Genomic DNA, 21,847 nt, shown 5'->3' with positions numbered 1-21,847 from the left:
CGTGTCCACGATAGGCTGGATGCCAAATGCTCGAACTCGATTTGACCGCCGACATCCAGGCGCTGCGCTCGACCTTCGCCGATATCCAGGCCGTGGTCGACGTCGACGCACTCACCGCAGACATCGCACGTCTCAGCGAAGAGGCCGGTGCCCCGAACCTCTGGGACGACGTCGACAACGCTCAGAAGGTCACCAGTCGCCTCAGCCACCGCCAAGCGGAGCTCAAGCGCGTGTCGGAGATCGAGCAGCGGCTCGACGACCTCGAGGTGCTCGTCGGGCTCGCGATCGAGATGGACGACGAAGAGTCGGCCGACGAAGCCCGTCGCGAACTCTCCTCGCTGAAAGACGTGATCGGTCAGCTCGAGGTGCAGACCCTCCTCGACGGCGAGTACGACCCGCGCTCCGCCGTCGTCACGATCCGCTCCGGCGCCGGCGGCGACGACGCCACCGACTTCGCCGAGATGCTGCTGCGTATGTATCTGCGCTGGTGCGAGCGTCACAAGTACCCCGTGAAGGTGATGGACACCTCGTTCGCCGAGGGCGCGGGCATCAAGTCTGCGACCTTCGAGGTCGACGTGCCCTACGCCTACGGCACGCTCTCCGTCGAGGCGGGCACTCACCGCCTCGCGCGGATCAGCCCGTTCGGCGGTGCCGACAAGCGTCAGACCAGCTTCGCGGCGGTCGAGGTCATCCCGGTCATGGAAGAAGCCGTCGAGGTCGATGTGCCCGAGGGCGACATCCGCGTCGATGTGTTCCGGTCGTCGGGACCGGGCGGGCAGTCGGTGAACACGACCGACTCGGCCGTGCGCATCACGCACCTCCCGACGGGCCTGGTCGTGTCGATGCAGAACGAGAAGTCGCAGATCCAGAACCGTGCCGCCGCCATGCGCGTGCTGCAGACGCGGCTGCTCCTGCTCAAGCGTGAAGAAGAGGCCGCCAAGAAGAAGGAGCTCGCAGGTACCATCACCGCGAGCTGGGGCGACCAGATGCGCTCCTACTTCCTCTACGGCCAGCAGCTCGTGAAAGACCTGCGCACCGGGTACGAGGTCGGCAACCCCGCGGTCGTCTTCGACGGCGACCTCGATGGGCTCATCGCCGCCGGCATCCGCTGGCGCAAGCGCAAAGAAGACGACTGACACTCACGTGACGACGGACCCTGTGGATGCCAGACGACCGGCATCCACAGGGTTCTCTCGTTTCTCGACACGGCGCGTCCTGACGGCGTGCCTCGGACCCGCGCTTAGGCTCATCGAGCCATGATCCGGTTCGAAAACGTCACCAAGCGGTATCGCGGCACCGCGAAGCCCGCCCTCAGCGCCGTCGACTTCGAAGTGCAGCGCGGGGAGTTCGTCTTCCTCGTGGGCGCATCGGGGTCCGGCAAGTCGTCGTGCCTGCAGCTCATCCTGCGCGCCGAGACGCCCAGCGAGGGGCGCGTGGTCGTGCTCGGTCGCGACCTGCGCACCCTGTCCAATCGCAAGGTGCCCTACTTCCGCCGTGAGATCGGCTCGGTCTTCCAGGACTTCCGGCTTCTGCCGAACAAGACCGTGTTCCAGAACGTCGCGTTCACGCTGCAGGTGACCGGGTCGTCGCGTGGATTCATCCAGCAGGCCGTCCCAGAGGTCCTCGCGCTCGTCGGCCTCGACGGCAAAGAGAAGCGCCTGCCGCACGAGCTGTCGGGTGGTGAGCAGCAGCGTGTCGCCATCGCGCGCGCCCTGGTCAACCGTCCCCAGGTGCTGCTCGCCGATGAGCCCACCGGAAACCTCGACCCCGGCACGTCCACCGACATCATGCGCCTGCTCGCCCGCATCAACGCCGGCGGCACGACCGTTGTCATGGCCACGCACGAGGCCGGCTTCGTCGACCAGATGCAGCGGCGCGTGATCGAGCTCAGTGGTGGCGAGATGGTGCGCGACGAGCGCGGCGGCGGGTACGGCGACACCGCCAGCATCCCGCGCCTGACTCCCGAGGTCGAGAAGGGAGCAGCGGCTGTCGCCGCCCTCTCGGCGGTGCTCGAGGTGCAGCGCGAGGTCACCGGTCGCACGGGTCCCCTGCAGCCCCTCCCGACGACGGATGCCGCGCCCGCACCGCGGGCGGAGGCCGCAGATGCCGCCCCCGAGGCCGCGGCAGCGCCGGCATCGGACGCCCCCGCCGACGAGCCCACCCGGCAGCCGCGCGAGCCGGGGACCAACACGGGGTTCATCTCGGTCACGACGCCCCAGGTCGACGAGCTCGGACTCGCCGACCGCCTCGGCCTCGGTAAGAAGACAGACCGCAGCGACGAAGTGGGGCCCACGTCATGAGGTTCGGGCTCATCCTGTCGGAGGCCTTCACGGGCCTGCGACGTAACGCGTCGATGGTCATCTCGGTCATCCTCGTCACCTTCGTCTCGCTCACCTTCGTCGGCGCGGCAATGCTCATGCAGATGCAGATCGGCAAGATGCAGTCGTATTGGGCCGACCGTGCCCAGGTAGCGGTGTTCATGTGCGCGTCTTCGTCGAACGTGAACACCTGCGCCGCGGGAGAGCCCGCGACGCAGCAGCAGATCGACGAGGTCAGGGCGACGCTCGAGGGGCCGGCGCTCGCGCCGCTCATCCGCGACTACACGTTCCAGACGAGCGACGAGGTGTTCGCCGACGCGCAGCAGCAGCTGCCCGAGGACATCCTCGGTGTCGTCACGGCCGACCAGTTCAACGCGACCTTCAGCATCAATCTGGTGGACCAGCGTCAGTCGGACGTGATCACCGAGGCGTTCAGCGGCCAGACGGGTGTCGAAGACGTCCAGGATCAGCTGCAGTACCTCGAGCCGTTGTTCCAGGCGCTGACGGTCGCGACCTACGTCGCCGTCGGCATCGCCGGGCTCATGCTGATCGCCGCGGTGCTGCTGATAGCCACCACCATCCGCCTGTCGGCGTTCGCGCGTCGACGCGAGCTGGGCATCATGCGGCTCGTGGGGGCGTCCAACCGCTTCATCCAGACACCGTTCGTCGTCGAGGGCGTGCTCGCCGCACTGGTCGGCTCGGCACTCGCGAGCGTCGCGGTCTGGGCGATCGTCGGCGTCGGAGTCGACCAGTACCTGCGAGACCGCATCGGCTTCATCACGTCGTGGGTCGACGTGGGCGACGTCGCGATCGTCATCCCGGTCATCGTCGTCGTGGGCGTCATCCTGGCCGCCCTCAGTGCCAGCTTCGCGATCCGGCGGTGGCTGCGCACCTGAGCGTGGGGTAAACTGTAAGGCTCTGTGTGCCCATGATCATGAGGAGGTGGCACCATGCCTCGTGAGCAGGGTGAAAAGCTCATCGCGTCCAACAAGAAGGCGCGTCACGACTACGCCATCGAGAAGACCTACGAAGCCGGTCTCATCTTGACCGGCACCGAGGTCAAATCGCTGCGGCAGGGCCGGGCGAACCTGACCGACGGCTACGCGTACATCGACGGTGGGCAGGCTTTCCTGGACGCGGTCCACATCCCCGAGTACTCGCAGGGGCACTGGACGAACCACTCCGCCAAGCGCACCCGCAAACTGCTGCTGCACAAAGAAGAGATCATCAAGCTCTCGCACGCCGTGTCGGCGGGCGGATACACGCTCGTCCCGCTGCGGCTCTACTTCCTCGACGGACGGGCCAAGGTCGAGATCGCCGTGGCGAAGGGCAAGCGCGAGTTCGAGAAGCGTCAGACGATCCGTGAGCGCGAAGACAAGCGCGAGGCGGAGCGCGCGATGCGGACGAAGAACCGCCTGGGCGACTGACAGTCCCCGCTACGGACCCCGTCAGTGCCTCGGGGTCGCGGTCGCTCCGGGCGGGTCACTCCGCGCGGAAGCGCCCCTCCACCGTCGACGTGACGACGATCTCGGGCGGCTGCAGACTGAACGACGGGCCGGCGTCGGCACTGGCGGCCATCATCCGGGCGCCCATCGGCGTCGGTGACTCGGGGCGACCGCCGAGCAATCCGACATCCGCGATCTCGACCGCCGCGACCGATGCGAGGCCCAGGGCGTCGGCGTAGGCCGTGGCGCGTTCGACGGCCACATGGACAGCTTCGGCTGCGACTTCGCGCTCCACGCGTGCGCGCGTGTCGGGGGAGAGGCGCCACTCGACGGCCGTGACCTGCACGTCGTCGGACTCGGCGACATCGCCCAGCCACCACGACAGCGCACCGGCGTCGGTGAAGGTCGCCGACAGCTCGACGCTGGCGTGGTGCACGAGGGGCAGCTGTGCCCCCTCGTTGTTCCACGGGCGGTCCGACCACACCGAGACCCGCGCGCTCGACCACTCCGACACCTCGCCGGAGCGGAGGTGGGCGACCAGGCCGTCTTGAACGGTCGATGCCCGCTCCTGCGCCCGCTCGACGACGGGACCGCGCGTGGGGCCGTCGGTGGAGACGGTGACGCGCACCGCCGCTTCTTCGGCGCGGACGCGCGAGTTGCTCTCGCCCCGGACGGTGATGACGACGTCGCTCATGCGGTGAGCCTACGCGACGGGCGCCGTGTATCCCGGAGGTGGGAATCCCGGCGCCCCGCGAACCGTTGTAGAGTGGGATGCTCGGGTGTTTCGGCAACCGAGGTGGCAACTCAATAGCGTGACAACGGCCGCTCCTTCACGGAGTTCCCGGGGCTGATCGGTTTCGACAGCGCCTGCGAACCCGCGAGAAAGCGGGCCGAGGATGTGGGGTTATCTCGTAAACGCTCCCTGCAAAACAATAAGTGCCAATGCTAAGCGCACTGACTTCGCCCTCGCTGCGTAAGCGAGCCCGATAGTCCGTCAGACCGTGTGTGACCCCGCCACGGAATCTGGCGTCATTTAGGGGTCTTGCTGTGTGACGGCGTCTGGACGTCACGCGGGACTTTTCCCAGGCTGGGCTCGTCGACTTAGGTGTCTGTGACAAAGGTCGGAGCCGAGCAGAACGTCTGCACAGACTGCGCCCGGAGAAAACGCGGAGACCCAGCGTTGGACGGGGGTTCGATTCCCCCCAGCTCCACGAGCCGTTGTCACGAAGAGTTGCACGAAGAAGCCCCCGCTCGCGCCCGTTTCGGCGGGGTCGGGGGCTTCTTGCGTGTCGGCGATCCGTGCGCTCAGCCCGCGCTGCGGGTGTGGATGTCGCTCTCGCCCGAGACGTCGTTGAGTTCGAGGTACACGCGACCCTCGGTGCGGGTCAGGGTGGCGGTGCTGCGGCGCTCGAGACCCTCGGCCACACGCTCGATGAAGCCGGGGTCGAAGCTGTGCAGCAGCACTTCGTCGGCACGGTGGATGCGCTTGCCCGCCCAGGCCGCCGAGACCTTGTCGGGGTCGCGGTGGGTGTAGACGGCGACGCGCTCGGCCTTCATGCTGCCGGTGTGCAGCCGCGCGGCATCCGGTGCTCCCACCTCGATCCACGCCACGAGCGCTCCGGTGAGGTCCTTGACCATGACGGCCGGCTCGTCGGTGGCGGCGACGCCCTCGCTGAAGCCGATGCCCTCCTCGTACTCGAGGCAGTAGGCAAGGACGCGGGTGAGCATGTAGGGCGCCGTCTCGGACGGATGCCGGGCGACCCGCAGCTGCAGCTCGTCGTACACGCCGCGATCGACGTCGGAGAGCTGCACCGTGAAGGTGTGAATGGTCGAGCCGATAGCCACGACGACCGAGCCTACGCGAGCGGGGATGCCCCGCAGCGCCGGTGCGCGGCTTGTCGGGCCCCCTGGCGGCGTCTAGCGTCGGAGGATGCCTGTCCCTCGCGCGCTCCGCATCGACGTCGGCCCTTTCCACCTGGCTCCCACGCCCGACGCGTCCACCTGGACCGCCGTGCCGCGCGGCGATGCCGCGGGTTCCGCATCCGGGATCTCAGCGGGGTGGGGGGAGTGGGTCGCCTTCGCCGCCCAGGTGCTGCGTGCCGACGAACTGTGGCGCTCCGTCGAGGCTCGCGGCGACGCGTGGGACGAGGGTTTCGCTGCGGGACGGGATGCCAGGGCGGTCAACCCGTACCGCTGAGGTCGAGCGGCGGGCACGCTGCCGATCAGCGCGGGGTGTCGACGAGGATGAGGCTCTGTCGTGTGTCGGCGAGCTTGACGAAGCCGTCGCCGAACAGGTACGTCAGTCCGTAGCCGTCGACACCGCGACCACCGAGCCACTCCGGGTTCTCGGTGACGTAGGTGCCGTCGTCGCCGACCTCGACCTTCCAGCCGGAGGCGACGAGCTCCTTCTGGGCCGTGGCGGCGGTGGCCTCGTCGATCGGCGCCCACCCGAAGATCTGGACGCGGTCGGACGCGATCTTCTGATCGCCCCACTTGCACTGGATGCCGTCTTCGAGCGCGATCGCTCCGATACGGAATGGCTCTTGCTGCGTGACCCACCCGAGGCTCGTGAAGTCGTCGGCGGTTGCCTGCGGAATGATGTTCTCGCACGTGGGGTCGGGCGTCTCGGACGCGGGTGTGGCGGTCGTCTCGGGAGCCTCGATGGGGGGACCGGAAGCGGACTCGGCGACGCTGGGCACGGCCTCTGGGGCGGGGCCCGTGCAGGCGCTGAGCAGGACGGCGGCGAGGAGCCCCCCTGTCGTCGCCCACGCAGCGCGCCGACGCGGGCCGGTCACCGGGGCCCCTCGCCGTGCAGCAGGGCGAAGAAGTCGTCGTGCAGGACGCCGTTGGTCGCGAACGACGACCCCGCGTCGAGACGGTCAGAGCCGTCGAACGCGGTGAATCGGCCGCCGGCCTCCCGCACGATCGGTGCGATCGCGGCGATGTCGTACTCCTTCACGTCGAACTCGGCGACGAGTTCCAGCCGGCCCTCTGCGAGCCACATGTAGGGCAGCGCGTCGCCGTAGGCACGGTCGCGCCAGACCGCGCGCGCCAGTCGCTCGAGCGCGGGCACCAGCTCGACACCGTCCCACTGCTGGATGCTCTGGAAGCTGATGCTCGAGGCGCCGATCTCACCCACACCCGACACCCGGATGCCGCGGGTTTCACCCGACGCCGTCGTGGTCCAGGCGCCGTGCCCGACCGCGGCCCACCAGCGACGCCCGATGGCGGGCTGGCTCACGACGCCGACCCGGGGAACGCCGTCGACGGAGAGGGCGATCAGCGTCGCCCACACAGGGATCCCGCGCATGTAGTTGTGCGTGCCGTCGATGGGGTCGATGACCCACCGGCGGGCGGTGTCTCCGGAAGCGCCGTACTCCTCACCCAGAACGGCGTCGTCGGGCCTCTCGGCGTCGAGGATCTCGCGGATCGCGCGCTCGGTTGCGAGGTCGGCCTCGGTCACGTGCGTGCGGTCGGGTTTGGTGTCGATGCGGAGGTCGGCCGCGTCGAAGCTGCGCATCGATACGGCGTCGGCGGCGTCGGCCAGGCGCAGGGCGAGGGCGAGGTCGTCGGTGAGGGTCGGAGGCGTCGCTTCGATCGGGGACACGGCTCAAGGATATCGGTCGACGGGCGGCCGATTTGGTGTGCCCGCGTCACGCCTGGTAACGTAATCCCTCGGTTCGGAACGCGAGTTTCGGTCCGAAACGGAACGCACCTCTAGCTCAATCGGCAGAGCAACTGACTCTTAATCAGTGGGTTCTGGGTTCAAGTCCCAGGGGGTGCACCACAAGGAAACCCCCGGTCAACCGCCTAAAGCGTGACCGGGGGTTTCGTGCTGTCTGCGACCGTTACGCCGCGATGCTAGCTGATTGCTAGCTGACGTCCTGAGATCGGGTCGTTTCGACGGGACGCGGACGCGACGGGATGAGCGCGGTAGCCGCCTCGGCGTCGGCTCGCGCGGCGCTCTCGACGAGGTGGCCGTACAGGTCCGAACTGACGGTGATCGACGAGTGACCTAGTCGGCGCTGCACGGCCTGCAGCCCGCGACCGGATGCCAGAAGGATCGAGGCGTGCAGGTGGCGCAGCGAATGGAACGTGACCGCCGGCAGCGGCTTGCCGGTGAGGTGCTGGTCCGCGCGGATGAGAGCGAGTCGTCGTGCGCCCATGCCGTGCGAGCGGGCGAGTCTCGCCAGCTCGGCTGCATCCTTGTCCGCTGACAGCTGCGCGACGCGCAGTTCCTCATTGAACCGGCGGATTGCGCGGGGGAGGGCTCGCGTCAGCTGCTCGGGGATGAGCGGGGAGCCGTCTTCGTTCGTGAAGACGAGCGCGGCGTCGTTCTGGTAGTCCGACCCCCACGCCCTCGCGTCGCGCGCCTGCTGCGCCTGGACCCCCTGCAGGGTGTCGACGGTGCGCTCATCCAGCATGACGACGCGCCCCTCACCGGCCGCGGTCTTCGGGGCGCCCACGATGACCTCGCGGCCGACCTGCACGGCCTGCTGGGCGACGACGAGCCGCCCTGCGGTCAGGTCGACGTCGATCCAGCGCAGGCCTGCGAGCTCGCCGCGGCGAAGACCGGTCGCCGCCGCCGCCCAGAACACCGGCGCCATGCGCTCGCCGCGGTCGGTCATCCAGTCGACCAGCCGCGCGAACTGCTCCGGCTGCAGGATGGTGCGGCGCGTCTTCGGGGCGCGCACGGCGTCGCGGCGGCGTGTCGGGTCGTCGGCAATCATGCCGCGCCGGAATGCGTCGCGCACGGCGGACTGCATCACTGCGAAGACGCGGGCATGCGTCGTCGCCTTACCCGGCAGCGTTTTGTGCAGATGCCGCTCGAGGTCGTCGAGGGTGTCGGCCGTCACGTCTCGTAGACGTTCCCCGCCGATCGCATCCCGGATCACAACGACGAGCCGCCGGTACTCAGCGAGAGTGGCAGGGCGGAGGGCGTTCGACCCCTCGGAACGCCGGGCGAGCCACGAGTCGAGCCAGTCGGCGAGGGTGTCGCCTCGGCGGGCTGCGGACGGCGCGCGTCGGAGCGTGTCGACGGCCTCGGCACGCGCCCGGAGCGCTGCCGATCGCGAGGTGAAGCCGCTAGCGGTCGCCTGCACGCGCTTACCGGCGCGAACGGCGCTCGCCGCATAGGACCAGGGGCAGCCGCATGCCGTCTTGCCGTCGGGACGCACACGGTGCGCGCACTTCGCGCCGTGCTCGCGCGGGCATCGGCAGCCCGTGCCGCTGCAGCTGGGGGTGTGGGCGCGCTCGCAGTCGCATGCGGAGTGGCGTTGTGACACGCCGCCGCCAGTTCGGGTGTTCGTCTTCATGGGTCTCAGCTCTCCGGGGTCGTCTTGCGGGGGCGCCCGCGCTTGCCTGTCAGCTCGGGGAGGAGACTGACGCCGTCGGGGCCGGCCGTCTCTCGTGCTGCGGTGGCCCAGCGTCGGGCCGTCATGTAGCTCACGTGCCAGAGGTTCGTCGCCACCCATTCCAGCGACCGGCCTGCCTGAAGGGCCAGCCGGACGTCGGAGGCCACAACGCTCAGGGGTGGGCGGCCAACCTGGCGGATTAGGTCCGTGAGCTCAAGGTCGTGGTGGCCCTCGTCGGTCGCGCGGCCCCAACTAGCATCCAGGCCCCGGCGCCACTCCTGACGACGGCGCAAGTACGCGGCTGCGAGGGCGACGAGTTCGGCGTCTGGAATCCAGGCGACGCTGGCGAAGGTGCCGCGAATTGGCGAACGCCACGACGACGCCAGTCCGGGTGCCGCCGCGTTGTGATCGTCGAGGGTGACGACGTAGCTCCCGCCTCCGTCGTGGTCCACGATGTGCACGCCCAGCACCTCTGTCCGCCCGGGCTGCCAATGTGCGCCGTCGAAGATCGGCGCGGGCCCGGCGAATGCTTCGTGAGAAATGACCACACGGATGGACGACACCCGCCGACCGGACGGCGCGGGCCTCGCCTCCTCGATCGATGTGGCGGCGTCTGTATTGCTCATCAGGATTGAACACTTTCTACGTGGACTAATTGATCACTCATCGATCACGATAGCAGCATGACAAACACCGACACCACACCACGGCGGACAAGTCGCCTCGCTGATCTGCGAGCGCTGCCGCCGACGATCACGCTCCCGACCGCCGGCAAAATGGGCTGGGGCCTCTCCCGCGCCGCCAGCTACCAGCTGCACCAGCTCGGCAATTTCCCCTGCCCCGTCGTCACCGTCGGTTCCCGTTTCCACGTGCGCACCGCCGACCTCGCCCGTGCCCTTGGAATCGACCCGGCTCTGCTTCTCGAGGGGGCGTCACTCAACGAACAGGCCGGACGATGAGCCGCGACGGCGACGGTCTGCGCGACCTCGTCGCCGCGCTCGCCGTTCTCGGTGTTGTCCTCACCGGGATGATTATCGGCGCCGTTCTCGTGGCGGGGGTGGTGATCCGATGAGCGCCCCGACTGCATCCCGTGCACGTGCTCGACCCGCGGTGCACATCTCGGAGACGGACGGCGGCGTGCTCGCTCGCTTCGCCTATGACGCCGACGCCGTTGACGTGCTCAAGAGCTCGCGCACGGCGGTGGAGTGGGCGGCGTGGGTCGACGAGATCGGCGGCTGGCGCGTGCCGCGCGCAGTCTGGCGGCGAGCAGAGCAGCGCCTTCGGGCGCTGAGCTTCGACATCGTGCCGCTATCCCTTCCCGATGCCCAGGAGGCCTCCCGTGACTGACGCCCGACTCCCTGGGCGCTGGCTGATGGACCCTCGCCACACGGGGCTGTCAGACCGGCTCGCCCGCGTTCACTACGGCGCCCTGATGTGGAGCGCCGAGCAAGAGAGCGATGGCTTCGTGCCGCGGTCGGCCCTCCGTCTGCTGCACCCGGAAGGGGCGAGCGATGAGGACGCGCGTGCACTCGTGATGGTCGGCCTCTGGCAACACGAGCAGACCGACTACCGGGTGCGCGAGTGGGGCCGCACTCAGTCTCTCGCGGCCGACCTCGAACGCTCCCGCGAGCTGTCGCGTGAACGGCAGCGGCGTCACCGCGGCAAGGGGCCGTCTGCCCAGGCTCGCACCTCGAATGTGGACCACACCGAAGGGTCGTCACGCGTCACGCGTGACGTAACGCGTGACGGATCTTCATCTGTGGAACCGCGCGAAGGTGTCACGCGTGACGAGACGCGTATGTCACTAGGCGAGGCTAGGCAGGCTAGGCCTCGCCTAAGCGAGACACCTAAAGGTGTCTCGCAGGTAGAGCGGAATGTCGAGCGAGAGACGGTCTCCGCTGCGGCCTTTGGGCCTCCGCTACGCCCGTCGGCGGCGGGGGTGGAGCCGCTTTGGACGGCGGAGGGCGGATGGGCCGATGTTCCATCGGCGCTGCCAGCCGCGGACAGCCCCGCGTACGGCTCGATCGAACCACGCTCCCAGGGAACCGTCCCTGAGCCTGTCGAGCAGGAGCAGGGCGCGTGGACGAGCTGACCCCTGAGAGCTTCGCAAGCCGTCTCCCCGCGGGCGTTCAGCGCCCATGCCTGGATTGCAACGGCGTGGCGATCTGGCTGGACACTCCCGCACCGAACGGCGCGCACATCGTCCTGTACCACGAACGCGGCTGCCCCGGCTTCGCCGCCACTCCCACCACTGACCGATCCTCCGACCCCCGAGAAGGGCGCACACCATGACCACCCCGCTTCTTGCGCAGATTACGACGGCGACCGCCGCGGCATCCGCGCGTCGCATCATCGAGGCCGCGGGCCCGCGTCCGAAGCTCACTACGGTGCGGGAGCGCCTCGCCGCCACACTCGGGGAGACGGGAGCCCGTGAGGTGTGGCAGTCCCTCACCGCCAGCGGCGCCATTCGCGAGCGGTCGGAGGCCCTCGCCGTGCCGACGGTGCACATGCGGGCCGCGCGTGTCGAGCAATTCGTCGCGGCTGAGCGAGCCGCGGAGGACCGGGAGCGCGTGGCCGTGAACGTCTGCGACGTGTGCGGCGAGGCCGCCGACCCTCACGCGCCCGCGGTGCTCGCTTCGGGCCTGCGTCACCCCGTCTGCGCGCACCCGGAGTGGTCGGCGTCGCTGGTGGCATCCGCGGCCCCCGGCGAGCTGGACGCGCTCGCGCTGCGGCTCTACCAGGCGCGCCGCACAGTGCGCGCCGTGATCAAGGCACAGCGATGATTGCGCCCATCGCCGTCCCGAAGCACGTCGAGATGGACCGCCACCCCGGCGGAGCCCTCGCACCGCGCACCGCGGCCGTGCTGCGGGCTCTGGTGCCCGTCGCCGACAAGCGAGGTCGAGCGGCCATGCCTCGCGACGAGCTGGCCGCGGCGACCGGCCTCGACGCGCTCGACTACGAGATCGGCATCGCGGTCGCGCAAGGCCGCGGCGTCATTGAGCGGAGCCTCTGGCGGGAGCTGCCGGACGGTACTGCCGTCCTGGTGGTCCGGTTCGCTCAGACGGAGAGTGCAGGGTGACGGCCGTTCGTACCGTCGGCCCTTCGCTCGACGAGATGCAAGCACGCCTGGCGGCTGAGCTGCGGCGGCATCCGCTCCTCGCTCGCGGCGCCGTCGTCATGCGATCTGACCTCGCATCGGCACTGGACACGGACGCCGAGACGGTTGAGGTGCTGACGGCGTACGCCGTCTCCGCCGGCCACATCGACGCCGCGACATGGCTGCAGTCACGCGACGGGGACGACGCGGCTCTCGTCGCCGTTCTGCCGCTCAGCGGCGCCGAAAGGGATTCCGGGCCGAGGGACCCGGAACAGGTCGCGCCGGGTATGGAGACCCCGGCCTGACCGCGCCGGGGGCGGCGTCATCACTGCGCCGTCCCCGGTCTCACGACCACCCAAGAAACATACACACCAGGAGAAACATCATGGCCTCTGGCCCCACCCTTGAAGTACAGGCCCCGACGCGGGCACCGCGCGAAGGTGGCCTTCTCGCCGTCGCCGAGCAGCGCTCGAACGGCCGTCTGGCGCACGTCGAGGAGATCGTCGCGCAGGGCGAGCCGAACGCCCTGCCCAGCACGGAGGAAAGCCGCTGCATCGCCACGGCCCCGGTCGCCGACAAAACGTTCAGCGGCGTTTCGATCGGCGAGGGGATCGGCGCGCCGTTCACCCTCTTCGCCGGGGTGCAGTGCCACGCATCGCCCGACCCCGAAGAGGCAGAGCAGGCGCTGCGGATCCTCGAATCGGGCCGCGAGCGAGTGCTCGAGCAGCGCCTCGCCACGTGGGCGGCTGGCGGCACCGGGCTCGCGGCCGGCGCGAACGCACGAGCCGCGGTCGGCCGTGTCGAGCAGGCGATCGACGCGGGCTACGTCGGCCGCGGCGTCATCCTCATGTCTCGGTTCGACGCGGTCAGCGCCGGTCTCGAGTACACCGCGGGCCAGCTGCCGCGCACGGTCAACGGGACCCCGGTCGTGGCATCCGGGACCATCGCGGAAGGCACCGTCTACGGTGTCGGCTCCGTCGCGATCGAGCACGGCGAGATCGTCGAGCGCGACGTCGTCGATGCCCGCCGGAACCGGCACTACGCCCTGGCCGAGCAGGTGCACGCCCTCATCGTGGATGCAGAGTTCCGCGTCCGCTCGACCATCACCGCCTGATGTTCAAACGCAGGGAGAGAACCATGACCACCGACCCCACCGATACGGACGCCGAGGCGCTGGCGAAAGCCCGCGCGTTTCTGACGGCCGAGAAGGCGAAAGCCGACGCGGCCGAGGCCGAGCGACCGAAGGCGGTGTGTAGCGTCTGCGGCGGGATCGTGAGGGCCGGCCGCGATCTCGTCATCGGCGAGCCCACGCTCGCAGATCGCAACATCGACGCAGAGCGCGCCTACAACGGCCTGCCCCCGCTCTACGGCTGGCAGCGGAAGCACCAGGCGTGCATCGACTCCGCGGCCGTCGTGCGAGCAATCACGGGCCGGAAGGTGTCCGACGCCGTGGCGACACTGGCACTGGCCGCGGCGAATCCGCCCGTTCCGGGCGGCGACCCTTTCGGGCATGCGCCGCTCTACGCCGACCTGCGATCGAGCCCCTTCGAGAGTTGGACCGGCAAGGCGTGGGCCCACCTCACCGCCGACGACCGCAAGCGGTTGTCCGACATCATTGACGAAGAGGCGCGCGAGTACCGGCTTCGAAACGAGGATCACGCCTGCCTCGACGGCGCGTGCGGTTTCTGCGGCGTTCGGCTCGCCCGGAAGTGGTACGCGGTCCCGCTGAAGTGGTCCGACGGGACAGACGCCCCGGCGTGCGCGAAGTGCGCGGCCGTCGTGCGGCGGCGACCCTCGACGACCGACAAGCGGGCGCTGCGCACGATCGGCATCGAGGCGCTGAGCGGGGCGAGCGGCGCGGGCCTCGACGAGTACTTGGGCGACGAGATGCAGATCTTCGTCGACGTGGCCGGCAACGATCACAGCGGCACCGACGAGCCGTGGAGCTTCGCGCCCGAGGCCCTCGACGAGATCCGGGAAGCCGCCCGCATCGCGTTGCCAGGGTCGCTGCCCGAACCGCTCCGCACCGAATATCGGGCCAAAGTCGCCGCCGCACGCGAGGCAAACCGCCAGCGCGACGTCGAGCAGCGGGAAGCGGAGCGGCGCGCCGAGCTTACGGAAGCGGGGTGGGTGTCGTGACGAACTTCAACCACTTCCAGCGACCCGTCGTGCATTTCGGCAACTCGCACGAGTCAGAGGCCGGCGCGGCCGAGTCCAAACCGGGACTCATCCACTTCGGCACGGCCTGACACAGACAGCTGAGGCCCCCGGCCGCCACACCGGCGCCGGGGGCCTCTCGCGTGTCAACCCTCGACGATTTCCGCGTCGACCACGTCGTCATCCCAGATGCTCGCCTCGACCTCCTTACCGTCGTTCGCACGCAGAAGGACGTCAACCATCGTGGCGAGCTCAGCGGTGTCTACGGCCGTGAGGGTGATGTTCGTCGGTGCGTCCAGCCCGTCCATCGCGGCCGCGCGCTGGGCGATAGCCGCCCCAGCACGAAGCGCCCCGGGCTTGCCCTCCCGCGCGTCACGGTCAGCGATCGCATACAGCCGGTCCAGGCGCGCCCGCCACATGCGCTTGAGCACGGCCGGGTCGGGGTCGGGGATCGTGCCGGCGAAGCGCATGACGGCACGGTGAGCCCCCTGCGGAGAGGCGAAGCCCACCTTCTCAGCGATCTGCGCCCACGTCTTCCCCTGCACGCGCAGAGCCCAGCCCTCACTGGCGCGCTGAAGGGCGTCCCCTCGCTTGATCGGCGGCGGGGCATTCTTCACCATTTCTTCGCCAGTTCCCATGCGTGGAGGATACCCCCCAGGGGTACTGCGGGCATGCATTCAGCCGACGGCACAACCTGCGGGCGCACCTCTACTTCTGGACGATGCTGAGGTCAGCCTCCCCGGCCTCCCCGCCTTCGTACTTGACGGTGCAAACCATGCCTCGTCGTATCTCCTTGCCGGCGTCCTCGAATGTGAAGTCCCCCGCCACGGTGAAAAGGGCGTCGTCGTCAGTGGTCTGGCGCTCGTTACTAACGCCGCCCTCGAATAGGGCGTCCACGATGTTGGTCGACTCCAGCCCACTCGAGTCGACAGAGGCGCCAACCTCCTTCTCGGCCGCCTGCTTGCAGAGGTTCAGCGCCGTGTCTTCCTTGCTCACGGCGCACCCCGTCAAGCAGAGTGCCAAACCGACGCCGACCGCAACGGCCATGCTCATCCGCTTCTTCATATCCGGAGCATAGACCGCCTATGTAGGCCAGCAGATCGTCCATCAGTGGGCCTGTCGAACTCAGGGTGCTGCACGCAGGCGGGCCAGGCCGTCGCTGCCTCCCGTCTAGGGTGGCCAGCGTGACTCTCCTCGGCTTCTTGGCGGCGTTTGTTCCGATCGTTGGTGCATTCTGGGCTGGCGCGTGGTTCACCTTCGACCAGGTAGAGGCGCGACGTGAGTATCGCGTGCGGATGCGCGTCGCGCAGATGGTCGAAGAGCGCACGCAGCTGTCGTACGACATGCCTTACGGGAGTGCGCAGCGGGACCGGGCAGAGCGCAACGCTCGGGAGTTCGGAGATGTGATGTTGCGCGCGCACGGGATCAGTCTGAGCAGAGCCAGCTACATGAGCATGGCTGTCGAGGCTGCCATGGATCGCCCCGTCGAGACGGTGAGCGAGCTTAGGCGCCAGTGGCTCGTACTTGGCTCAGGTGTCACTGGGCTCGTGTTGCTAGTTCTAGACGTGGCACGGTGATTTTCGATTCTCATCCAGGGTGATGTGCGGTGTGCCGCCCACCTACCCCCAGGCAGCCCCAGTCGACCGAATCGGCGGGGGTAGGGGGGTGGGTCAACGCCTTCCGACCTCATGCGTCGTGTCTGCTAGCTACGTGCTAGCTGATTGCTAGCAAACATAGGTGTACTCGCGTCGGACGGTTCGAGCACGGTCACCGGCTCGATGCCAGTCAGGGAGCGGAATCGCGGACGTTCCGCGCACGTCCCCGTTACGACGAATGTATGCCGCTCATCTCACTCTTAATCAGTGGGTTCTGGGTTCAAGTCCCAGGGGGTGCACCAGCTACGAAGCCCGGCTTCCCATCGCGAGATGAGACGCCGGGCTTCCGTGTTTCCGTGGTGCCCGGCCGGTCTTCCCGCTTGCCGTGCGGTCACCGTCGTCAGAAGACCTGGTCCTGCTGCGCGAGGGCGTCGTGCGCATGCGAGCAGTACCCGGGGTGGCCCGCTTCCCGTGCAACCCGCGGGGTGACGATCATCTCGCATCGGGGTTCCGACACTTCGCCCCGGGCCCCGAACTCGCAGAGCGAGGGTCGATCGAGCCTCGCATCCATCCATCGCAACAGTCGCCCTATCGATGGCTCTCCGATGAGCATCGGCGTCCCCCTCGTTCCGCCGGTGGTTGGGGCCCCCGCCCGACCACGACATCCATCTCCCTCGATGGTGTCCTCCGCGCACGACGCGGAGACCCGACGATCATGTCTACCGCGCGCGGCGCCGGTCGTCCCGCGGTCCCGCCCATGATCCGTAGTGCCCCACTACTGGTTCCGGCACCCCGTAGTCGCTTCTTCGGGGGAGCGGCATCGATGTCGATCGGCAGGGGTTTTCGGCACAACCTGAAATCGGCGGTTCGCGCGGCGGAGAGAATGACGTCGTCTGCCGAGGGGATGAACTTCGTAGACCGCGCGGGTGAATTGCTTCGGAAACGTACGTTCGGCGGAACCGCGCTCGCTACGTTGACGCGATTGGTCCTGTCCCACGGTGGGCCGCGCGGTCCATTCTCATCGCGCGTTCCGCGGAAATCGCAGAGGGATCGTCGAATGACGCTCTCGTACTCGCTTTCACGCTCCCAAGGGCCGAGTTACCGCTATCTTCCGGCACTCGACAATGCGGTGTCAATAGCGCGTTCCGCGTCCTGATGCGGGTTGCTCCGCTGTCGAGGCGCGGCCACCGCCCGGCGCAATCACGTGCTCCCCGCCGGACGGCCCGGTCGTTCCCGCGATCTTCACCGTGGGTATGGTCGCGCGACACGTTCGGGAGCTCGAATGAGGGGGCTCCGCGCGGTCCATTCTTAATCCACCCGTAATGGTGCGGGTATAAGGTCGGATTTGCTGCGCCGCAGCGGTCCTGACATTTGCACCCGCCGCGGGGCGTAAAGAAACAATGCGCACCCTGAGCTCGAGCCGAAAGCACAATGCGCCCATGGAACTCAACGCCGCCTCCGGTGTTCCGTCCCGTTCGTCCGCCCGCCACCGACGCACCCTGATCCTCACCGCCGTCGCCGTCGCCGCCGCCCTGGTCGCTGGCAGTGCGACGCCCAGCGTCGCCGCGGTGACCGGGCCGGTGGGACTCCTCCCCGACAGCACGCGACCGCAGGTCAACGCGATGCCCGTCCCCGGTCCGCTCGAGGTCGGCTTCACCTTCTCGCCCGCGGAGTCGGGCGCCCTATCGGCCGTGCGGTTCTACCAGAACGCCCCCAACTCGGGTGTGGTGAGCGCGTCGGTCTGGTCGTCCACCGGTGTCCTTCTGGCGCAGGCGCCGGTCAATCCCGTGGCCGCGGTCGGCTGGCGAACCGTCCCGATCGCGCTCGACCTCGACGCGGACGTCTCGTACACCGTGAGTGTGCTCGACAACGACGGCCGCATCCCCGCCATCGAGAACTTCTTCGCCGAGGCGAAGACGACCAACGGCATCGTCACTCCCGCGAAGGCCGGGGTGTACAAGGCTTCCGCCGGCTTCCCCACCGTCGGGCAGACCTCCAGCGGTCTCATCGACATCGCTTTCACCGCCGAACCCGACCTCGAGTCCGGATCCGAGTCGCCGGTCGAGCCGACCGAGCCGGACCCGACCGAGCCCGCACCCACTCCGACTCCGGTCGAGTCGGCGGCGCCCGAGCCCGACCCCGCCGGACCCGTCAGTGCCGTCGGCCCCGACGGCACCCACTGGCCCGCCAACACCCCCCGTGCCGATGAGGCACGCGTGGTGCAGGTGAAGCCGACGTGGGCCGCGATCTCCGCAGCGATCAACGCGGAGGCCAAGACGTCGGACGACGTGGTCATCTGCGTCTCGCCGGGAACCATCACGGGCGGCAACGGCTCGGGATCCAGCGCGAAGGGCGTCATCCAGGACGTCGGAAACGCCAACCGCGCTTCGCGCATCCTGGTCGACGCGTGTGACGGTATCGGCACGGTCAAGACCGCCGGAGACAAGGGGATCGCCTTCGTCGGCGTCCGCGGTGTGTCGATCGTCGGCATCGACATGGGTGACACGTCGGTGATGCTGCGCAACGTCGAGTCGTTCGGCTTCGGGTACACCACGGTCGGCACGCTCCTCGTGACCGCCAACGGAGGCCGCGGAGTGCGCGACGCCGACGTGGTCGAGGTGGTGGCGGGCACCGAAGCCGTGGCCGGCGCCGGCTACGACCGCATGGAGGTCAAGTCCGCCGACGGGTACAACATCGACGGTCTGACCTTCTCGGGTCTGTACGCCGCCCCGCACTACAAGGCTCGTGGCTCGAACGCCCACACCGACACGATCCAGTTCGTGACCACTTCGGGCAAGGGGACGATGACCGACATCGTGATCGAGGACTCCGCCGTCTTCGCGTCGTCCAACCAGGGCATCATCGCGGGCAGCAACAACGGCGGCGAGATTCGCAACACCGTCGTCGTCGGCGGCAAGACCAGCCAGCAGCGCTACCCCGTCTACGAGGGGGGTCAGCCTGTGCTCGCGGCGAACTCCCTGCATGGAACGTGGTCGGACCTCGCGATGGACACCTCGACCGTAGCCGGCAGCGTCTCGCCGTCGTACTCGTTCTCCGAGGTCGAGGCGTCAGAAAGCACCAAGGGCGATCGCGGGTTCAGCAAGCTCGAGCCGATGACGCTCGACGACCTCGACGAGATCGCGCCCGTGCCGACAGCCGAACGCCTGGCGGCCATCTGGGGCTGACGCTTGCACGGTGAGGCGCCGGATGCCGCGCCCGATCGGTTCCCGATCGGGTGTCGACATCCGGCGCCTCACCACCGGCTCCGCGGCGTCACGCCGCGTCGCCCACCAGCACCGCGGCGCCCTCGTCGGCGGCATCCGGGTGCGCTCCGTCGATGTGGGCGAGCAGAGGGCGTCCGAACAGGATGCAGAGGCTGGCGATCACGACCGACGCGGCCGCCATGATGTACGGAACACCCGCGTTGAAGGCGTGCCACAGCAGGGCGGCGAGCGGCGGAGCGACGGCGCCGCCGAGGAAACGCACGGCGGAGTAAGCCGACGACGCCACCGAACGCGGCAGGTCGGTCGCCTCCATCACCGCCTCGGTGAGCGCGGTGTTGACCACGCCGAGCACGAGTCCGCCGACCACGATGCAGGTGACCAGGGCGGCGGCCGACGACACCACGAACGCGGCCGCGACGAGATCGAGGGCGAGAAGCGGTAGGGCGATGAGCAGCACCGTCGTCAGCCGCAGACGCCGCAGCAGCAGCGGTGCGACCCACACGCTGGTGATCGCCAGTCCCAGACCCCACCCGAAGAACGTCAGGCCGATGCCCATCGCGCCGAAGCCGAGGGGGAAGGGCGAGAACGCCAGCAGCGTGAAGAAGCCGATGTTGTAGAACAATGCGGTCGCGGCGAGGATCGCCAGCGCGGGTCGACCCAGAGCACGGAACGGTGCGCTGAACGCCAGAGGCGTGCGCTCGGGAGTGGGTCCGCGCAGCAGCAGCATCACGGCCACGAACGCGACGGCCATCAGGGCGACCACGCCGAAGAACGGTCCGCGCCAGCTGACTTCGCCCAGGATGCCGCCCAGCAGCGGCCCCACGGCGATGCCGAGGCCGAGGGCGGCTTCGTACAGGATGATCGCCGCAGAACTGCCCCCCGACGCCGCCCCCACGATGGTGGCGAGAGCGGTCGAGATGAACAGCGCGTTGCCGAGTCCCCACCCGGCGCGGAAACCGATGATCGCGTCGACACTGCCGCTCAGGGCGCAGAGGAGCGCGAACACCACGATGAGGGCCAGGCCTACCAGGAGCGTCGCCTTCGCTCCGATCCGGCTCGAGATCCAGCTCGTCACGAGCATCGCAAGACCGGTGACGACGAGGTAGCTCGTGAACAGCAGCTCCGTTTCGACGGGGCTCGCCTGCAACGACTCGGCGATGGCCGGAAGGATGGGGTCGACGAGCCCGATGCCCATGAACGCCACGACGCACGCGAATGCGACGGCCCACACTTGCGCGGGCTGCTGCCAGATGCGGGGTGCTGCGGTGTCGGCGGTCACCGGACGACCTCTTCCAGTTCGTGGGTGGGAGGCGCGACGGGCACGAGACCCACGCGCAGGGAGAGGGCCGAGGCGGCGACGCCGACGGCATCCCATTCCGTCCCCGACAAATCGGCGACGTGGGGTGCGAGCGCCGCGCGGAACTGCTCGAACCAGCCGGCGAGTGCCGCCAGGCCGGCGTCGGTCGCGCGGATCACGCTGACGCGCGAATCGCTCGGGTGCGCGGCACGCTCGACGAGCCCTGCGGCATCCATCTGATGTACCAGCCGCGTCATACCCGGCTGGGTCACCCGGCTCAGGGTTGCCAGATCGCCGAGCCGTTGGGGCCCGTGGTCGCGTAAGAGCGTGAGCGTGCGCCACTGCGCCGCCGGAGCGTCGTTCTGGGTGTCGATGGCCGCGATGCGCGTGAGGGCGTGCACCGCGAGCAAGAGTGTCTGCAGGTCGTCGTCGCGGGTCATGGAGAAAGCATACCGCAGGTATATACCTAGGGTATCTAAATGGAGGACGTCACGATCGCGCGGCGATCCGCGTCGACAGCTGATGCGCGTGCGCCAACAGGACGCGACCCAGCTCGGCGAGGCGCTCACCGCCGAACCGGAACTCGACGCCGGTCAAACTCAGCGCCCACTGCGGATCACCCGACCGTGTGAAGACCGCCGCTCCCAGACCCCAGCTGCCCTCGACGATCAGCCCCGGATTGACGGCGTAGCCGCGGGCCTTCGTATCGGCGATGCGCGCGCGCAGGCGCGCGGGGGAGTGCGACGCTCCCCACCGCTCCGCCAGCTCCGGATGCCGCTCCAGATAGGCGTCCACATCCTGGGGCGGGAGGAAGGCGAGGATCGCCAGTCCGGCCGACGCGACGCCCAGCGGGAAGCGCACCCCCTCCGACAGGACGAACGAGCGGATGGGAAAGCTCCCGTCTTCGCGCACCAGGCAGACGGTCTCATCGCCGCGCCGCACCGAGAGGAACGCACTCTCCTCCGTCCGTACCGCGAGCGAGCGCACGATGTCGCGCGCAGTGGCGGTGACATCGAATCGGGATGCCGCCACACTCCCCATGAGATACAGCTCCGGCCCCGGTAGCCACCGTCCGGAGGCGTCGTCGCGATCGACCAGTCCCTCCGCGCGCAGCGCGGTGAGGAGGCGGTGCACCGTCGGGCGGGTCAGGGCGGCGTCGTGCGCGAGGTCGCCGACGCTCGTGCCGGTGTCGCCCGCGGCGGTCACCAGGCGCAGCAGGTGCGCCGCACGGGCGATGACCTGCGCGCCGGGGACGCCGGCTCGTGGGGCCGATCCAGATGGGGTGTCCACGATGTGGACGCTACGCGCTGCGGCATCCACATCGCAAGATGTCGCTGTGTGCGCCCGCGCCCACCGTCGC

At 69.0% G+C, this 21,847-nt stretch carries 26 protein-coding genes, 1 tRNA gene and 1 other RNA gene; 17 read left to right on the top strand and 11 right to left on the bottom strand.

The window, feature by feature from the left end:
* Nucleotides 1-26: 26 nt before the first annotated feature.
* The 4 genes from prfB to smpB all read left to right on the top strand — a co-directional run bounded on the left by prfB (nt 27) and on the right by smpB (nt 3,745).
* Nucleotides 27-1,136 carry a peptide chain release factor 2 gene (gene prfB, locus ACXKZF_RS09260; RefSeq protein ID WP_055953891.1) on the top strand — a complete coding sequence of 370 codons (1,110 nt, stop codon included), beginning with the start codon at nt 27-29 and terminating at the stop codon, nt 1,134-1,136.
* Nucleotides 1,137-1,256: 120 nt separating this feature from the next.
* Complete coding sequence (gene ftsE / locus ACXKZF_RS09255; protein WP_488984014.1) at nt 1,257-2,300, top strand: cell division ATP-binding protein FtsE; 1,044 nt, start codon at nt 1,257-1,259, stop codon at nt 2,298-2,300.
* A complete protein-coding gene (gene ftsX, locus ACXKZF_RS09250; protein WP_055953897.1) occupies nt 2,297-3,214 on the top strand; it encodes a permease-like cell division protein FtsX in 918 nt (305 codons plus the stop codon). The genes ftsE and ftsX overlap by 4 nt, the downstream gene beginning before the upstream one ends.
* 54 nt (nt 3,215-3,268) lie before the next feature.
* Nucleotides 3,269-3,745 carry an SsrA-binding protein SmpB gene (smpB, locus tag ACXKZF_RS09245; protein ID WP_055953901.1) on the top strand — a complete coding sequence of 159 codons (477 nt, stop codon included), beginning with the start codon at nt 3,269-3,271 and terminating at the stop codon, nt 3,743-3,745.
* Between the two features lie 55 nt (nt 3,746-3,800).
* Here smpB and ACXKZF_RS09240 read toward each other — a convergent pair whose 3' ends face one another.
* Nucleotides 3,801-4,457 (bottom strand): SIMPL domain-containing protein, encoded by a 657-nt coding sequence (locus tag ACXKZF_RS09240; protein ID WP_055953904.1) that lies wholly within the window; start codon nt 4,455-4,457, stop codon nt 3,801-3,803.
* Nucleotides 4,458-4,606: 149 nt separating this feature from the next.
* On the opposite strand from ACXKZF_RS09240, the gene ssrA reads away from it, so the two are divergent.
* Nucleotides 4,607-4,977, top strand: a transfer-messenger RNA (tmRNA) gene (gene ssrA / locus ACXKZF_RS09235).
* A 91-nt stretch (nt 4,978-5,068) separates the two neighbouring features.
* On the opposite strand, the gene ACXKZF_RS09230 is transcribed toward ssrA, so the two are convergent.
* The gene (locus tag ACXKZF_RS09230; protein ID WP_055953907.1) at nt 5,069-5,608 is read right to left on the bottom strand and encodes a YaeQ family protein; all 540 of its coding nucleotides are present in this window, start codon (nt 5,606-5,608) and stop codon (nt 5,069-5,071) included.
* A gap of 85 nt (nt 5,609-5,693) precedes the next feature.
* Here ACXKZF_RS09230 and ACXKZF_RS09225 point away from each other — a divergent pair, with 85 nt between their 5' ends.
* Nucleotides 5,694-5,960 carry a hypothetical protein gene (locus ACXKZF_RS09225; protein WP_488984013.1) on the top strand — a complete coding sequence of 89 codons (267 nt, stop codon included), beginning with the start codon at nt 5,694-5,696 and terminating at the stop codon, nt 5,958-5,960.
* A 25-nt stretch (nt 5,961-5,985) separates the two neighbouring features.
* On the opposite strand, the gene ACXKZF_RS09220 is transcribed toward ACXKZF_RS09225, so the two are convergent.
* Together ACXKZF_RS09220 and ACXKZF_RS09215 are read right to left on the bottom strand one after the other, a co-directional pair.
* Nucleotides 5,986-6,558 (bottom strand): hypothetical protein, encoded by a 573-nt coding sequence (locus tag ACXKZF_RS09220; RefSeq protein WP_055953913.1) that lies wholly within the window; start codon nt 6,556-6,558, stop codon nt 5,986-5,988.
* On the bottom strand, nt 6,555-7,361 hold the full coding sequence (locus tag ACXKZF_RS09215) for an inositol monophosphatase family protein (RefSeq protein WP_055955328.1): 807 nt from the start codon (nt 7,359-7,361) through the stop codon (nt 6,555-6,557). The genes ACXKZF_RS09220 and ACXKZF_RS09215 overlap by 4 nt, the downstream gene beginning before the upstream one ends.
* Nucleotides 7,362-7,474: 113 nt before the next feature.
* Here ACXKZF_RS09215 and ACXKZF_RS09210 point away from each other — a divergent pair.
* Nucleotides 7,475-7,550: transfer RNA gene (locus ACXKZF_RS09210), tRNA-Lys, on the top strand.
* An 85-nt stretch (nt 7,551-7,635) separates the two neighbouring features.
* On the opposite strand, the gene ACXKZF_RS09205 is transcribed toward ACXKZF_RS09210, so the two are convergent.
* Nucleotides 7,636-8,865 (bottom strand): tyrosine-type recombinase/integrase, encoded by a 1,230-nt coding sequence (locus tag ACXKZF_RS09205; protein ID WP_488984012.1) that lies wholly within the window; start codon nt 8,863-8,865, stop codon nt 7,636-7,638.
* 218 nt (nt 8,866-9,083) lie between these two features.
* Nucleotides 9,084-9,680 (bottom strand): hypothetical protein, encoded by a 597-nt coding sequence (locus tag ACXKZF_RS09200; protein ID WP_488984011.1) that lies wholly within the window; start codon nt 9,678-9,680, stop codon nt 9,084-9,086.
* A gap of 120 nt (nt 9,681-9,800) precedes the next feature.
* Between ACXKZF_RS09200 and ACXKZF_RS09195 the strand changes: the two genes are divergently transcribed.
* The 8 genes from ACXKZF_RS09195 to ACXKZF_RS09160 all read left to right on the top strand — a co-directional run bounded on the left by ACXKZF_RS09195 (nt 9,801) and on the right by ACXKZF_RS09160 (nt 14,463).
* Nucleotides 9,801-10,076, top strand: a complete 276-nt coding sequence (locus tag ACXKZF_RS09195) for a hypothetical protein (protein WP_488984010.1) — start codon at nt 9,801-9,803, stop codon at nt 10,074-10,076.
* 109 nt (nt 10,077-10,185) lie between these two features.
* Entirely contained in the window at nt 10,186-10,464 is a 279-nt protein-coding gene (locus ACXKZF_RS09190; RefSeq protein WP_488984009.1) for a hypothetical protein, read from the top strand.
* Between the two features lie 941 nt (nt 10,465-11,405).
* Complete coding sequence (locus ACXKZF_RS09185) at nt 11,406-11,900, top strand: hypothetical protein (protein WP_488984008.1); 495 nt, start codon at nt 11,406-11,408, stop codon at nt 11,898-11,900.
* Nucleotides 11,897-12,196, top strand: coding sequence for a hypothetical protein (locus tag ACXKZF_RS09180; protein ID WP_488984007.1), 300 nt, complete (start codon nt 11,897-11,899; stop codon nt 12,194-12,196). Before ACXKZF_RS09185 ends, ACXKZF_RS09180 begins: the two co-directional genes overlap by 4 nt.
* Entirely contained in the window at nt 12,193-12,519 is a 327-nt protein-coding gene (locus tag ACXKZF_RS09175) for a hypothetical protein (protein ID WP_488984006.1), read from the top strand. Before ACXKZF_RS09180 ends, ACXKZF_RS09175 begins: the two co-directional genes overlap by 4 nt.
* A gap of 80 nt (nt 12,520-12,599) precedes the next feature.
* A complete protein-coding gene (locus tag ACXKZF_RS09170; RefSeq protein WP_488984005.1) occupies nt 12,600-13,328 on the top strand; it encodes a hypothetical protein in 729 nt (242 codons plus the stop codon).
* Nucleotides 13,329-13,351: 23 nt separating this feature from the next.
* Complete coding sequence (locus ACXKZF_RS09165; protein ID WP_488984004.1) at nt 13,352-14,353, top strand: hypothetical protein; 1,002 nt, start codon at nt 13,352-13,354, stop codon at nt 14,351-14,353.
* Complete coding sequence (locus ACXKZF_RS09160; protein ID WP_488984003.1) at nt 14,341-14,463, top strand: hypothetical protein; 123 nt, start codon at nt 14,341-14,343, stop codon at nt 14,461-14,463. Before ACXKZF_RS09165 ends, ACXKZF_RS09160 begins: the two co-directional genes overlap by 13 nt.
* Nucleotides 14,464-14,517: 54 nt before the next feature.
* On the opposite strand, the gene ACXKZF_RS09155 is transcribed toward ACXKZF_RS09160, so the two are convergent.
* Both ACXKZF_RS09155 and ACXKZF_RS09150 read right to left on the bottom strand, forming a co-directional pair.
* Nucleotides 14,518-15,009 carry a hypothetical protein gene (locus ACXKZF_RS09155; RefSeq protein WP_488984002.1) on the bottom strand — a complete coding sequence of 164 codons (492 nt, stop codon included), beginning with the start codon at nt 15,007-15,009 and terminating at the stop codon, nt 14,518-14,520.
* A gap of 70 nt (nt 15,010-15,079) precedes the next feature.
* Nucleotides 15,080-15,436 carry a hypothetical protein gene (locus ACXKZF_RS09150; RefSeq protein WP_488984001.1) on the bottom strand — a complete coding sequence of 119 codons (357 nt, stop codon included), beginning with the start codon at nt 15,434-15,436 and terminating at the stop codon, nt 15,080-15,082.
* A gap of 119 nt (nt 15,437-15,555) precedes the next feature.
* Between ACXKZF_RS09150 and ACXKZF_RS09145 the strand changes: the two genes are divergently transcribed.
* Nucleotides 15,556-15,948: a hypothetical protein gene (locus tag ACXKZF_RS09145; RefSeq protein WP_488984000.1), complete on the top strand. Its 393-nt coding sequence runs from the start codon at nt 15,556-15,558 to the stop codon at nt 15,946-15,948.
* A 1,457-nt stretch (nt 15,949-17,405) separates the two neighbouring features.
* Complete coding sequence (locus tag ACXKZF_RS09140) at nt 17,406-19,151, top strand: DUF4082 domain-containing protein (RefSeq protein WP_488983999.1); 1,746 nt, start codon at nt 17,406-17,408, stop codon at nt 19,149-19,151.
* A gap of 88 nt (nt 19,152-19,239) precedes the next feature.
* Here ACXKZF_RS09140 and ACXKZF_RS09135 read toward each other — a convergent pair whose 3' ends face one another.
* From ACXKZF_RS09135 to ACXKZF_RS09125, 3 genes are read right to left on the bottom strand one after another with little or no spacing between them, the layout of a single operon-like run.
* Nucleotides 19,240-20,469, bottom strand: a complete 1,230-nt coding sequence (locus tag ACXKZF_RS09135) for an MFS transporter (protein WP_055953919.1) — start codon at nt 20,467-20,469, stop codon at nt 19,240-19,242.
* Nucleotides 20,466-20,927 carry a MarR family winged helix-turn-helix transcriptional regulator gene (locus tag ACXKZF_RS09130; RefSeq protein WP_055953922.1) on the bottom strand — a complete coding sequence of 154 codons (462 nt, stop codon included), beginning with the start codon at nt 20,925-20,927 and terminating at the stop codon, nt 20,466-20,468. The genes ACXKZF_RS09135 and ACXKZF_RS09130 overlap by 4 nt, the downstream gene beginning before the upstream one ends.
* 49 nt (nt 20,928-20,976) lie before the next feature.
* Complete coding sequence (locus tag ACXKZF_RS09125) at nt 20,977-21,777, bottom strand: IclR family transcriptional regulator (RefSeq protein ID WP_055953925.1); 801 nt, start codon at nt 21,775-21,777, stop codon at nt 20,977-20,979.
* Nucleotides 21,778-21,847: the final 70 nt, after the last annotated feature.

The organism is Microbacterium sp. ABR10, assembly GCF_057812175.1.
Note: the sequence above shows the minus strand (reverse complement) of the source record. Positions and strands in the feature narration are given on the sequence as shown.